This window comes from Chrysiogenia bacterium (genome assembly GCA_020434085.1).
GTDB lineage: Bacteria > JAGRBM01 > JAGRBM01 > JAGRBM01 > JAGRBM01 > JAGRBM01.
This window is the reverse complement of the sequence record JAGRBM010000400.1, coordinates 1-12,987: the sequence shown is the minus strand read 5'-3', so window position 1 is coordinate 12,987 and position 12,987 is coordinate 1. Positions and strand designations below refer to the sequence as shown.

Here is a 12,987-nt window from a genome sequence, read left to right as displayed (position 1 = left end):
CGCCCTGCAGCAGAGAATCCAAAGTGCAGTAGTGGGCCGACAGGTCCCCGGGCCCAGTACACACGAGCGTCGGGCTGGACTCGAGTTTCGGCTCCATTTCCTTGACGACGTCGATGAACTCGGGCGAAAAAATCAGGATCTTGGGCTGGCAACTGTTGATGCACTTGACCAGCTCCGCAGATTTCAGGTGCGTGTTGAGCATCGGCATCTTGTAGCCCGAGATCAAGCACGCCAGCATCGTATCGAACCATGCCTGCTCATTGGCGAGCAACGTGGCCACGCGTTCGTCGCGTCGCAACCCCATTTCGTAGAAGGCATTCGATAACCGGAGTGCACGGTCCGCCTGATCTGCAAATGACACCGTCCCGGTGTGGGAGACGATCGCTCTGCGAGAGCCAAGGTTTTTCCAGAGCTCCGGCAGCAGATGCTGCGGCAAAGTGGCTCCGCCGATGCTGGCAATCCCTGCTGCGGCCGTGCTTTTGACGACGTTGATATAGCCGAGACTGGAAAACGGCTTGGCCAGTAGCTCCCTGACATTTCGTTGTTTGAGTAGATCCGTGAGTTCGCTCATCTGTGCCGACTCCATCAGTGTGCCGCTGCAAGCAATGCGTCCAGAGACACGGGGCCGCCGCCGGCAAGGGAAGCAGCAATCGCAACCGCGAGGATGAGCATAGGATACTCGAAGGCGCCCGCCTCTGGTTTGCCAAAATTCCTGGCGTCTCCGAGGTGCGCAAGCACGATCGCCACGGCCATTGTAAAAGCTGCAGCTACGCCGGCCGGGCGCGTAAAGAGCCCCACCGCAATGCAGAGCCCGCCAACCAGTTCGGCAAGCATCGCGCAAACCGCCGCAACTTTGGGCGCCGGCACCTTGAGAGACTCAAGCCAAGGAATAAAATCCTTGATCCCACCCGTCGCCTTGCGAAAGCCATGAGCGGCCAACTGCACGCCCATGACCAGGCGCACCAAAGGCCAGCCCCACTCCGAAAATGGAGCCAAAAATTCAAGCTGTAGCAGATTGCTCACGATTCCCCCTCCATGAACTGACGTGCATCGAGCCAGCCCGACGTGCCCTATTTTTTGAGACGCCCCTCTGGCTTGCCGACCTTCGCCAAGCCATCACCAAAGGGTTCGTCCCGCCGGCGAAGGGTTTCCTTGATCCCGTGCTCTTTGAAGCTCCGACCGGCCTCGCGCACCGCGTTGGCGTGATGCGCACGCGCGTCGTTCTCGGCTGCAAGGCGCTGCAGCGTCTGCGCACCCATCAGCTCAAGGCCGAGATTGATGATCCGCTTGTTGGCGGCAAGGAGGTCGGTGTCAATGAGGCACAATCGGTCGGCCAGCCCCTGGACCTCGTCTTCGAGAAGATCCGCGGGAACCGCCTTCATCACGAGTCCAATCTTCTCAGCATCCGCGCCCGTGACTACGTCGCCGGTAAGCTGAAGGCGCTTGGCCCACTGGGGACCGCAGTGATAGACCCACAAATTGTTTGGAAGCGCACCGAAAGATCGCGCCGCAGGAAACCCAAAGCGCGCGTCGTCTGCGGCGATCACCATGTCGCAGGCCATTGCGAGATCGGTTCCGCCGGCCAGACAGGCGCCATGGACCTGCGCAATGGACGGTTTGTGCATCTCCCAGAGCGCGCGGATCTGGCGGTTGTTGCGCTCGATGAGCCAGGTGTCGTCATCGTGACTGCGACCGGTTCGGTAGTTCGTGGCCCCCTTGCGACCTCTTGCGGGCAGTCTTCCCACGTCGTACCCCGAACAGAACGAGGCACCCTCCCCTTTGAGAATCACACAGTGAACGTCGACATTGTCATCGGCCTCCCACAGCGCGTCCTCTAGCTCTTCAAGCATCTTCGTTGTGATCGCGTTGTGGGTTTTCGGGCGCGCCAGCGTGATGCTGGCGCGCCCGTCACTGACTTCGTAGCGGATGTCTTCGTAGCTCAACTGACCATCCCCGCTCAGGCAGGCCGCAACTCGTTGAGCTCGGCCGTGTTGCTGTAGAGAATCTTCTTCTGGTCCTCGAGCGAGATTCCCTCGATCTCCTCGAAGATGTCGAGCGGCTTCTCCAAGCCCTCCATGTGAGGCCAGTCGGACCCAAAGATCACGCGGTCGGCGCCAATGATCGACGCGATATCGGCGATGTCGTCCTCCCAGAAGGGATTGATCCAGACGTGCTCACGGAAGAGTTCGCACGGGTCTTCTTTGTAGTAATAGGGCATCCGATCTCTGGAATGTCCGAGCTTGACGAAGAGATCGCGCAGAAAGGCCGATCCGTTCTCGACCGAACAGATCCGCAGATTCGGGAAGCGCTCGAACATCTTGTCGAACGCAAGTGTGAGGAGCCAGTCATAGATTGCACGCTCGGGATTGAGGCTCGCCACGGTCGGTTTGCCACCGCCGCCCAAGGCATCCTTCATCGAGGAGCGTGCGTAGCCGTTGGCGGTGTAACCACTGCTGCCCACGTGTGCCACGACGGTAATACCGGCCTCGTTTACCCGTGCCCAGAAGGGATCAAACATTTCGTCACCTGGTGAGCGCGATCCGTGGAGACGCGTGCGAACCGAGTGCGGTCGCATCACGATTACGCGTGCTCCCTGCTTGAGTGCCCATTCGAGTTCCCGGCATGCCCAGTCGACATCTGCGAGAGAGATATAGGGCGCGTTAAAGAGCTTCCCCTTGTAGGCCAGGCCCCAATCGTCGTCGAGCCAGCGGTTGAACCCCTCACACGTCGCGCACAGGGCGTCCGTATCCTTGGAGAGAGCCTCCTCATAGAGGATGCCGGCAGTGGGAAAGAGCCAGGCGGCTTCAAGCCCCTGCTCTTTCAAACGCTCGATGCGCTTGTCGCGGTCCATGTACTCGGGCGGCATGGGCTCGAGCGACTCACGAATGAGCTCCCCGAACTTCTTGCCGCGGGGATTGCCATGATAGTACTCGCGCAGCGCGCCGGGCTTGGAAATCGGATTGAAGGTCGGATTTCCCACTGCGAAGCTGATCTTGCCGGCAACGACGTGGTATTTCCGGCCATTCTCCAGCTCAACCCACTGAACGCAGCGCGGCTGAATGCTCTTGGGCACATGACGCGTGAATGCATCGTGGGCTTCGTAGTAGTGGTTGTCGGCATCAAAGATTGGACCGTCGTATTTTTCCATCTGAGAAGGCTCCTCGCGCGCGGCACGAACTGCCGCGATGATTCGGATTCGCGCCCCACCCTCGACAAGCCCGGATTCCCGGAGCCCTGTGGCGAGCGACCACTAACTAGTATCATAGTTACCGGGAAGCCGTCAACCACGATTTGTCCTATTGATCCGGGCCCATCCAGGCAACGGGTTCCTTCAGACGATCCGGAACGGTTTTTTCAAGATATCGTTTTGCCGCATCCTGGTGCTTTTGCGTCGCTTCCCGGGCTGCCTCAGCGTCTCCACGCTCGATCGCCGAAATCACTTCTTCACAATCGCGCACCGCGCCGCGGCACCACTTGGAGTCGAGCCTGATTCCTGTCAGCTCGGAAATCCTGTGCAGCGCATTGACGAACAGCCCGAGGACCATGTTTCCTGAGGCCGAGGCCACCAGCGCCTGGAATCGTCGGTGTTCACGCAGCACGAAGTCCGGATCCTCGACATTAGCGGCCATCTCTGAGAGGCTTTGCCGCAAAAGCTCTATGTCCTGATGATTTGCATGATCGGCGGCTTCAGCAGCCAGAACAGGGTATATCGATCCTCGCGCGTCGAGGACCGCCTGATAGGGAGCACCTGCGAACTGCAACTGGAGCGACAATACGCTGGCAAGATGCTCGGTACCGGGAACGCTCACAACCGGTCCACCACCCGGCCCCGCCTTGATTCGGAGCGCGCCCTGGAGTTCCAAGAAACGCAGTGCCTCGCGCACTGTTGCACGCGCAACCCCGAGTTCTTCAACCATGTTGTGCTCCGCGGGGAGCTTGGTTCCCGGTCGCATCCCGCCGCTGCGAATCTGCCCCGCAATCTTGCGCGCCACCTGCACGGCTGCCCGCTCCGTAGTTTCCTGCTCGGCCATATTTCCGTGGTCCTTCCTCATTGCTGAAATCGATTTGATCCGCTTGGACCGGCCTTCAGTTTAGATCGCTTGACAGATTTATAACTAGTATCATAGTATTGCCGTCGCCTCAAGGGCGGTCTCAACCGAATCCCGCCCCTTCAGATCTCCACAGGAGCAAATCCATGTCGATAGCGATTACCGAAGAGCACCAGGAAATTGCGCGCGTTGCTCGCGCGTTTCTCGAATCCAACAAGGCCCGGGCCGAGTCTCGCGAGCTGCTCAGCGAAAAGACCGAGAAGATGCCCTCTTTCTGGGGCGAGATGGCCAAGCTCGGCTGGATGGGCATTCACGTCGATGAGAAATTCGGCGGACAGGGCTTCGGGATTCCCGAGCTTGCCATCGTCCTCGAAGAGCAGGGCCGCGCGATAGCACCGGGCCCCTATCTGCCCACCACACTGGCGGCAGCGATCCTTTCTGAGTCCGGTTCCGATCACTCGCAAAGCCAGTACCTGCCCCGCTTGGCAGAGGGTTCGGCCCCTGCCGGCGTGGGTCTGAACGGCTCTCTGTCATTGAATGGGGCACTTAACGGATCGGCTGGCCTCGTGATGGGAGCCGATCTTGCACAGGTCCTGATGCTGGCAGTAGGCGACGACATTGTCATCCTGGACCGGAATCAGGAAGGCCTCAGCATCACACCACTCAAGAACATCGATCGGAGTCGCCGCGCAAGCGCGGTAACCTGTGAGAACATCAAAGTGCCGCCCGAGAACGTCCTCAAGGGTGCGCGCCGTGTGGCGCAGCGCCTGGCGCGCACGCTCAGTGCGGCCGAAGCTGCAGGCGGCGCGCGCGCCTGCCTGGAGATGGCAACCGAGTACGCAAAGGTTCGCGAGCAGTTCGGCCGCCCAATCGGCATGTTTCAGGCGGTCAAGCACCACTGCGCCAACATGCTCATCGAAACCGAGAAAGCCACTGCGGCTGCCTGGGGCGCGGCGCGCGAAGGGCAGAACGGGGAAGAAGCGGAGCTTTCATCGGCATTCGCCTGTGCCCTGGCGCTTCCGGCATTTGTCTTCTGCGCGGAGACGAATATTCAGGTTCACGGCGGAATCGGTTTTACCTGGGAGCACGACGCCCACCTCTACCTTCGGCGGGCAAATGCCCTGAGCGCGCTCATGGGACCGGTCGATCGGGCCCGCGAGGACATCACACAGCTCGCCAGCAAGGGGATCAAGTCGCGAACGACGATCGACCTTCCTCCTGAAGCCGAAGAGATTCGCAAGGAAGTCAGGAAGTTCGTTGAAGAATACAAGAAACTGCCGGAGGCCCAGAAGCGCAAAGCACTTTGTGACTCTGGTTACTTCGTGCCGCACTGGCCCAAGCCCTGGGGCCGTGAAGCAGGTCCCATCGAGCAGCTCGTCATCGAGGAGGAATTCGCAGGCGTTGATCGTCCAAGCATGGGCATCAGTGCCTGGAACACCCTGACGATTGCGCAGAACGCCTCTCCCGAACAGGTGGAACGCTGGGTACGCCCGAGCCTGGAAGGTGAGCTGCGGTTCTGCCAGCTCTTCAGTGAACCCGATGCCGGCTCGGATGCCGCCGCCGTCAAGACCCGCGGCGTGAAGGTCGACGGGGGATGGCGCGTCACTGGACAGAAGGTCTGGACAAGCGAGGCACAGATCTGCAACCGGGGATTTGCGACCGTTCGCACCGATCCCGATGCTCCCAAGCACCAGGGCATCTCCATGATGGTGATCGATTTGAATGCGGATGGCGTCGAGGTTCGCCCGCTGCGTCAGATCACCGGGCATTCCCACTTCAACGAAGTGTTTCTCGACGATGTCTTCGTCCCCGACTCCGATGTCGTGGGCAAAGTGAACGAGGGCTGGACCGTTGCACGCAACACCCTTGGAAATGAACGCGTCAGTCTGAGCGGGGGCAAGGGGGTCCTCGGCCGCGGACCAAACTTCCCCAAGCTGCTTGCCAAGCACGCACCTGACGATGTCGGCATCGCTCGCGAGGTCGGAGCAGCGATGGCCAACCGCGAGTCAGACCGCTTGCTCAACCTCCGCAGCGTTGTCCGCGCGGTCGTGGGCGCACAGCAGGGCGCCGAAGCAAACGTGACCAAGCTGCTGCTCTCCGAAGTCGACCATGAGTCCACCGCCCTTGCCGCGCGAATAGTCGGAGAGCTCTCCGCCGTCACCGAGGGATATGAAGCGAGAATCGGAATGGAGCTGCTGCAGACCCGCGGGATCTCCATTGCGGGAGGCACCTCCGAGATCCTTCGAAATCAGATTGCAGAGCGAATTCTCGATCTGCCCCGCGACCCGCTGCTCAACTAGCCGCATCGTCAGGAGTAACCCATGAATCCCGAAATCCATGCGAAGAAGAATCCAGACAAACCCGCCTACATCCTGACAGGCAGCGGCCGTGTTGTGACCTTCGGCGAACTGGCCGAGCGCTCCAACCAGGGGGCAAACCTGTTTCATTCGCTCGGTCTCCAACGTGGTGACCACATCGCCCTGTGCATGGAGAACAACGCCGAATTCCTGATCGTCGCATGGGCCGCACAGCGCGCGGGCCTTTACTACACGCCCATCAGCTCGCGCCTGACTCCGCCGGAAGTCGAATACATCATCGAAGACTGTGAGGCGAAGGTCTTTATCACCTCAGAAGTGAAGAGCAAGATCGCCGAGGCTCTGGCCGGAAAGTGTCCGAACCTGGTTGCGCGCTACATGGTGGGCAAGCCGAGCCCGGGCTACGAATCCTGGGAAGATGCGCTTGCCGCCCAGCCGAGCACGCCGCCGGAGAACGAACTCGAGGGCAACTCCATGCTCTACTCCTCGGGAACGACCGGCCATCCCAAGGGCGTGAAGCTCCCCCTGCCGGACAAACCGCTTACAAAACCCACGGGAATCATGAAGATCGTGGGCGGCGTCTACAAGGTAAACGAAGACAGCATTTTTCTCTCTCCTGCTCCCATGTATCACGGCGCGCCCTTTGGCTTCACCATGGCGGCACTGCGACTCGGGGCCACCGTGTTGATCATGGAACACTTCGATGCACTCGAATCCCTCAAGGTGATCGAAAAATACAAGGTAACCCACAGCCAATGGGTTCCCACCATGTTCGTTCGCATGCTCAAACTCCCCCGGGAACAACGCGACGCCATCAATGTCTCCAGCATGGAGATGGCCGTCCATGCCGCCGCTCCGTGCCCGATTCCCGTTAAGGAAGCGATGATCGAATGGTGGGGCCGGATCATCTACGAATACTACGGTGGAAGCGAGGGCAATGGACTCTGCGTCATCAATTCCGAGGAATGGCTTGCCCACAAGGGTTCGGTAGGACGTCCCATCAACGCCAAGCTCCGAATCCTGGACGAGGAGTTCAACGAGGTCCCGGCGGGGCAGGAAGGGACGATCTATTTCGAGAGCCCGGCGAAGTTCAAGTATCACAACGACCCGGACAAGACGGCCGGATCAAGAAGCCCGCAGGGCTACAGCACCATCGGCGACGTGGGCTATGTGGATGAAGAGGGCTGGCTCTACCTCACCGATCGCAAGGCACACATGATCATCTCCGGCGGGGTCAACATCTATCCCCAGGAGACTGAAAACGCCCTGATCATGCATCCCAAGGTCGCCGATGCCGCCGTCATCGGCGTGCCGAATGAAGAGTTTGGCGAAGAGGTCAAAGCGGTGGTCCAGCTCGAAGACATGAGCCTTGCCGGCCCGGAACTCGCCCGGGAACTCATCGACTTCTGCCGCGAGCGCATCGCGGACGTAAAATGCCCGCGCTCAATAGACTTCGAGCCCGAGCTCCCGCGACATCCGACAGGAAAGCTCTACAAACGCCTGCTCAAGGATCGTTACTGGGGCGACAGGAGCAGCAGGATCATCTAACGAGCGTTGCCGCTACGACAGGCTCCTTCTTGAGAAGAACGTGGCGGAACGGACGGGACTCGAAATCGGGCACTATTTGCGGCTTTGAGGGAATCCGGTGGACGTCGAGACTCGAAGGGAAGCCGATTTAAGAGCATCAACATCGCATCAAACACCTGACCGGCAAGATTCCACCCGGGTTTGATCGCGACACTTACCACCCTGAGCCAGATCATACTCCCAAAAATGACGCCCGTGTCACCATATTTTCACCCACGGGGGCAGACAAGCCCCGTGGGCAAGAATTCCGGCAAGGAGGACGCAACAGGCGGTAGCACCAGTTTCATCCAAACCAGCGCATGCCGTTTCACCCACCGGCATGTTCCCAATCGACACCCTCCATGAGCATTCAGCCTGCAAACCGGGCATTTGCGCCCCGGTCCCAACAGCGGAGGTGCTTCGCACATGGAAAGAACAGAATTTGATGTCGTCATTGTCGGCGGCGGGCACAATGCGCTCACGTGCGCGGCCTATCTCGCCCGCGCCGGTGTCGACGTCTGCGTCCTTGAGGGACGACACGAGTGGGGCGGCGCGCTCTATACGATGGAGCACACCGTCCCGGGCTTCTGCCACAACATCCATGCCAACTTCATGGAGTTCCTGCACATCATGCCCTTCTTCTCCGACTTCGAGCTGGAGAGTCTGGGCGCAAGGACGATTTATCCCGAGGCGCAGGCCGGCATCGCCTTCAGCGACGGCCGGCCACCGGTCATCATTTATCGCAATGACATGATCGAAGAGACCTGCAAGAACTTTGCGGTCTACTCAAAGAAGGACGCCGAAACCTGGCGTGCCCTCAAGACCAAGGCCAATCTCTTCGAGCCGCTGATGGCCATGGGCATGTACACCCCACCCCCGAAGTTCAACTACAAGAAGGAGATTCCTCCGCCCTATGCCGCCTGGTCGGTGCTGATGAAGCAGTTCGGGCTCGATGAAGAGATGGCCTACAAGTCCATCCGCGACTGCATCGACGAGCTTTTTGAGACCGACGAGATTCGTGCCCTGTTCTACCGCGTGGCGATCGAGTTTTGCGGCCCCCCGCTTGAGTGGCCGGGCATGGGCGGCATCTTCGTTTTCGCGTGCCTGTTCATGCCGGGCACCTGGCGCATGATGGTGGGCGGAACGCACCGCCTCAACGGCGCCATGGTCACCGCGTGCCTCAAGGAAGGCGCCACCATGCGCGAGGGCTCTCGCGTCAAGAAGATCATTGTCGAGGGCGGCAAAGCCGTGGGCGTCGAGCTCGTGGACGGCAAGAAATACATGGCCCGCCAGGCCGTGGTCAGCGGCATCGGCGTCAAAGATACCTTCCTGGATCTCGTCGGCGAGGACAAGCTCTCCGACTACTACGTGCGCCGCTCGAAGAACTTCAAGGACGGTCCCGATCAGGTGCTGGGATCCGTGGCGCTCGCGCTGCACGAGGCCCCTGATTACAAGTCGGCCGCTCGCGACCCGAACATCAACAAGGCCTGGTATCAGGTCGTCGGCTACGACTCGGCAGAGGAAGTCCTCGACTATTGCCGTGCAGGGCATATCGACCGCATCCCCGAGCTTCCGGGAGCCGGCGTGTGGATCAACTCCATCTGGGACAAGACGCAGGCCCCTCCGGGCAAGCACAACCTGACCGGCTGGTATTTCTTCCCCCGTGCCAGCGCGCTCAGCGAAGCCGAGTGGGAAGAGATTCGCGAGACCTACAACTGGCGATTCCTCGATCTCTACGAAAAGTTCGCGCCCAACATGAATCGCAGCAATGTGATTGCCGAGTATCTGCACACCCCGCTCGATCAGGAGCGCGGGATGCGGATGCGCGAAGGCGATTTCGGGCACGGCGCCATGAGCATCGACCAGCTCAACGCGCTTCGCCCCTTCGCGGGCGCTTCGCGCTACTCCACCGAGATCCCGGGACTCTACCTTGCCGCAAGCTGCTGCCACCCCGGCGGCGGCGTCACGGCGGGCCCGGGTTACAACTGCTTCAAGATCCTCTGTGAGGACTTTGGCTACAAGCCGGTCTGGCAAAAGCCCGGCCGGATGTACTGAAAGGACGCGCGTCATGGGAATGTTCGACCAGGGATACGATGCCATCGTCATCGGCGCGGGCCACAACGGCATGGCGCTCGCCGCCTACCTGCTCAAGTGCGGGATGAGCGTCGCTGTGCTTGAGCGCCGCACCGAAGAAGGCGGCGGCTTGTGCACCGAAGAAGTCACCGAACCAAATTTCCTCCACAACCTCCACTCCAACTATCACTCCCTGGTGGGCCTCTCGCCGGTCTACGACGATCTCAAGTTGCTCGACAACGGCGTGGACTACGCCCAGCCCGAGGTGCAGATGGGAAGCATCTTCTCCGACGGCACGGCAATCACCGTCCACCGGGATATGCAGAAGACCTACGAGAGCTTCGCGAGATTCTCGAAGAAGGATGCCGAGACATGGCTGCGCCTGTTCGAGGAAGTCCATGGTTATCTGGACCTGATGGTCCGCACCCTGATGTTCGCGCCGCCCATCGCCTTGAACGACATCACCAAGGCACTGGCCGCGTGGGGCGTCGAGGACCGCTCCGAGTTCCTCGAGGCCAAGCTCCGCAGCATGTCAGTAGCGGACTTCCTCAACAAGCACTTCGAGAACGAGCGCATCAAGGCGATGCTCGCCTTCCACGCGGCGATCTGCGCCTACCAGCCCGACATCAAGGGGCTGGCCGTCAGTTACCCGGTGCTCCTTGGAAAGATCTCGAACTGGCACCTGTGCAAGGGCGGCTCCCACAGGCTGGCGCACACCCTCATGCGGGTTATCGTCAAGAACGGCGGGCGCGTGTTTCCCCAGGTGCCGGTCGAGGAAATCATCGTCGAGAACGGCAAAGCCGTGGGCGTGCGCACCCCCGACGGGATCGTTCGCGCCAACAAGCTCGTGTGCTCCAGCATCGATGCCAACCAGACTTTCGAGAAGATGATCGGCCCCGAGCACCTGCCACGCAAGACGATTCAGGCAGTACACAATGTCCAGTATCAGGATGCCACGCTCTTTAACGTGCACCTGTCCATGAACGGTTTTCCCAAATACAAAGCGGCAGCCTTCGATCCCGACATCGACCGGGCCTGGATTCTGAACATCGGCTACGAATCACTCGACGGCATGATCGCCGAGTTCAACCAGATCCGTCACGGAATTCTGCCTGAAGACCCCTCCCTCAATGTCGCGGTTAACTCGCTCTACGACCCCACCGATGCGCCCGAAGGAAAGGCCACCGGCCTGATCCGTGCCTTTGTCCCCTACGAGGTAGATGCCGGCGGCGCCGGCGCCTGGGAACAGCGCAAGCAGATCTACGGCCAGCACTGCATCGAGAAATGGCGGAGCGTGTGCACCAACATGGATGAAGGACTCATCCGCAAGTGGGTTACCGAGACGCCGCTCGATATCAGCCGCAAGATGATCAACTACCGGTTCGGCGACTGGATGGTGGGCAAGATCGATCCGGGCAACCTGCTGGAACACCGTCCCACCGACGAGCTCGCCTATTACCGCAGTCCCATTGAGGGGCTCTACATGTGCGGCGCATCGCAACATCCGCACGGCTACATCACCTTTGCCCCGGCGTATAACTGTCTGAACACAATCGCCGACGACATGGGAATGGATAAATGGTGGGATCAGATTTAGAAACACGCGACTACACCGCCGTCGATGTTGCCGTCGATTCGGGCGACTACCCGGTGACACTTGCCAATCCGGACGATGCCAGCGGACTGGCGGACATGCTCCACCAGTATCTGGCCCAGAATGTCTCGGAGTTTCCCCGCAAGGTGAGCCAGGCCCGCGGGCTTTGCGGCGAAGTGGTCTTCCGCGCCGCCGAGGACGAGGCCGTGTGCGTGCGCATGATTTTCTCGGGTGAGAGAATTCACCTGCTCGACAGCAGCCTTGAAGACGACAACGCACCGGCGATGACAACGGATTTCATTTCCGTGGCTCATCTGACCACCGGCGAGGAAAGCCCCTTCGCGCTGCTGTTCAAGAGAAAGATGAAAGTTCGCTTTTCGCTTCGCGATGCTCCCTTCCTGGTAGGGGTGCTTCGTTTCATGCAAATCCCCGAGGAACTGCGGGAAACCCAGCCAATGGCCACCTGGAAGTGGGTCGCCATCGGTGCCGGAGCGGCTGCCGCGGCCGGCGGGTCCTGGTGGTATCTCGATCAACTGATGTAACAAAAGGAGGTGTACCGATGTCGGTCATCTACTCAGAAGACTGGTATGGCGACATGAAGAAAATGGTGAACGAGTGCGAGGAGATGCAAAGACTCGCGCCGCAGCAGCGGATCGTCGCGACCTTTGAGGTCGTGGGCGACGGCAGCTCCCCGTATGTCGCGGGCGACGGGGCAATCTATTACTTGATCGTCCTCGACAAAGGCCGCGTGGAGGAATACTGCCCACTGTCCATGCGCCACGACGGCAAGGGACTGAATTTCCGCTTTACCGCACCCGCGGCGGTGTGGGAGGGGATCGCGGCCTCGCTGGTCGATCCCATCACCGCGGGGCTTCGCGGCACGATCAAGGTGCGTGGCGACATGCGCTTTCTCATGCAGCATGCCGTGGCGGTCAAGGTCCTCGTCGATCTCTACGGAAACGCCGCGTTCACCGAATGGCCGAAAGGAAAACCGCCCTATTCCACTCAGGGCGAGCGTGCCAGCGCCTGAACTCAGGACTCCGGGCGTTGCGCTCAATCGAGGCGGCGCGTCTGGCTCTCAGGCGCGCCGCTTCTTGTATTCAAGAACTGCCGCACTTGCGGTGTTGAGCAGAAAGAGCACGATTGCCGCCGCCCCCAGCAGCCCGCCCACACGGCGAAGCTGCGCGTCGCCCAGCAGGTCCCCCGCCAGCCTGGCGACCAGCGAGAGCTGCAACAACGCCCAATGCACGTAGTAGCGTCCGGCCATCGGCACCGGAACGCGGAGTACGGCCGGAAAAACAATGGGCGCGTGGGCGAAAATCATTCCGAAGACAAAACCCACAAAGAGCGCATGCCAGGTGGCATCGTAAAGAAGCCCGGCCGCCTGCAT

12 protein-coding genes are annotated in these 12,987 nt (G+C 60.4%); 6 read left to right on the top strand and 6 right to left on the bottom strand.

Annotated elements, in window-relative coordinates; genetic code table 11:
* The 5 genes from KDH09_13785 to KDH09_13765 all read right to left on the bottom strand — a co-directional run.
* Positions 1-571 (bottom strand): AMP-binding protein (locus KDH09_13785; protein MCB0220766.1); only part of this gene is annotated, 571 nt, incomplete at its 3' end.
* A gap of 14 nt (positions 572-585) precedes the next feature.
* Complete coding sequence (locus tag KDH09_13780) at positions 586-951, bottom strand: DoxX family protein (protein ID MCB0220765.1); 366 nt, start codon at positions 949-951, stop codon at positions 586-588.
* Positions 952-1,070: 119 nt separating this feature from the next.
* Positions 1,071-1,943 (bottom strand): crotonase/enoyl-CoA hydratase family protein, encoded by an 873-nt coding sequence (locus KDH09_13775; GenBank protein MCB0220764.1) that lies wholly within the window; start codon positions 1,941-1,943, stop codon positions 1,071-1,073.
* A 14-nt stretch (positions 1,944-1,957) separates the two neighbouring features.
* Positions 1,958-3,148 (bottom strand): amidohydrolase, encoded by a 1,191-nt coding sequence (locus KDH09_13770; protein MCB0220763.1) that lies wholly within the window; start codon positions 3,146-3,148, stop codon positions 1,958-1,960.
* 148 nt (positions 3,149-3,296) lie between these two features.
* Positions 3,297-4,031, bottom strand: coding sequence for a FadR family transcriptional regulator (locus KDH09_13765; protein MCB0220762.1), 735 nt, complete (start codon positions 4,029-4,031; stop codon positions 3,297-3,299).
* A 164-nt stretch (positions 4,032-4,195) separates the two neighbouring features.
* Between KDH09_13765 and KDH09_13760 the strand changes: the two genes are divergently transcribed.
* The 6 genes from KDH09_13760 (at position 4,196) to KDH09_13735 (ending at position 12,627) form a co-directional block, all read left to right on the top strand.
* Complete coding sequence (locus tag KDH09_13760; protein ID MCB0220761.1) at positions 4,196-6,349, top strand: acyl-CoA dehydrogenase; 2,154 nt, start codon at positions 4,196-4,198, stop codon at positions 6,347-6,349.
* Positions 6,350-6,370: 21 nt separating this feature from the next.
* Positions 6,371-7,912, top strand: a complete 1,542-nt coding sequence (locus KDH09_13755; protein ID MCB0220760.1) for an acyl-CoA synthetase — start codon at positions 6,371-6,373, stop codon at positions 7,910-7,912.
* 444 nt (positions 7,913-8,356) lie between these two features.
* The gene (locus KDH09_13750; GenBank protein ID MCB0220759.1) at positions 8,357-9,985 is read left to right on the top strand and encodes an NAD(P)/FAD-dependent oxidoreductase; all 1,629 of its coding nucleotides are present in this window, start codon (positions 8,357-8,359) and stop codon (positions 9,983-9,985) included.
* A gap of 13 nt (positions 9,986-9,998) precedes the next feature.
* Positions 9,999-11,600 (top strand): NAD(P)/FAD-dependent oxidoreductase, encoded by a 1,602-nt coding sequence (locus KDH09_13745; protein MCB0220758.1) that lies wholly within the window; start codon positions 9,999-10,001, stop codon positions 11,598-11,600.
* Entirely contained in the window at positions 11,582-12,139 is a 558-nt protein-coding gene (locus tag KDH09_13740) for a hypothetical protein (protein MCB0220757.1), read from the top strand. The genes KDH09_13745 and KDH09_13740 overlap by 19 nt, the downstream gene beginning before the upstream one ends.
* Positions 12,140-12,156: 17 nt before the next feature.
* Positions 12,157-12,627 carry an SCP2 sterol-binding domain-containing protein gene (locus tag KDH09_13735; protein ID MCB0220756.1) on the top strand — a complete coding sequence of 157 codons (471 nt, stop codon included), beginning with the start codon at positions 12,157-12,159 and terminating at the stop codon, positions 12,625-12,627.
* Positions 12,628-12,675: 48 nt separating this feature from the next.
* Here KDH09_13735 and KDH09_13730 read toward each other — a convergent pair.
* The coding region (locus KDH09_13730) for a hypothetical protein (GenBank protein MCB0220755.1) at positions 12,676-12,987 on the bottom strand (312 nt) is incomplete at its 5' end.

What these genes read in the sequence shown, in the direction of transcription:
- KDH09_13765 (MCB0220762.1), bottom strand. Translation starts at nt 4,031, where the DNA reads ATGGCCGAGCAGGAAACTACGGAGCGGGCAGCCGTGCAGGTGGCGCGC.
- KDH09_13755 (MCB0220760.1), top strand. Translation starts at nt 6,371, where the DNA reads ATGAATCCCGAAATCCATGCGAAGAAGAATCCAGACAAACCCGCCTAC.
- KDH09_13760 (MCB0220761.1), top strand. Translation starts at nt 4,196, where the DNA reads ATGTCGATAGCGATTACCGAAGAGCACCAGGAAATTGCGCGCGTTGCT.
- KDH09_13740 (MCB0220757.1), top strand. Translation starts at nt 11,582, where the DNA reads ATGGTGGGATCAGATTTAGAAACACGCGACTACACCGCCGTCGATGTT.
- KDH09_13780 (MCB0220765.1), bottom strand. Translation starts at nt 951, where the DNA reads ATGGGCGTGCAGTTGGCCGCTCATGGCTTTCGCAAGGCGACGGGTGGG.
- KDH09_13745 (MCB0220758.1), top strand. Translation starts at nt 9,999, where the DNA reads ATGGGAATGTTCGACCAGGGATACGATGCCATCGTCATCGGCGCGGGC.
- KDH09_13750 (MCB0220759.1), top strand. Translation starts at nt 8,357, where the DNA reads ATGGAAAGAACAGAATTTGATGTCGTCATTGTCGGCGGCGGGCACAAT.
- KDH09_13770 (MCB0220763.1), bottom strand. Translation starts at nt 3,148, where the DNA reads ATGGAAAAATACGACGGTCCAATCTTTGATGCCGACAACCACTACTAC.
- KDH09_13735 (MCB0220756.1), top strand. Translation starts at nt 12,157, where the DNA reads ATGTCGGTCATCTACTCAGAAGACTGGTATGGCGACATGAAGAAAATG.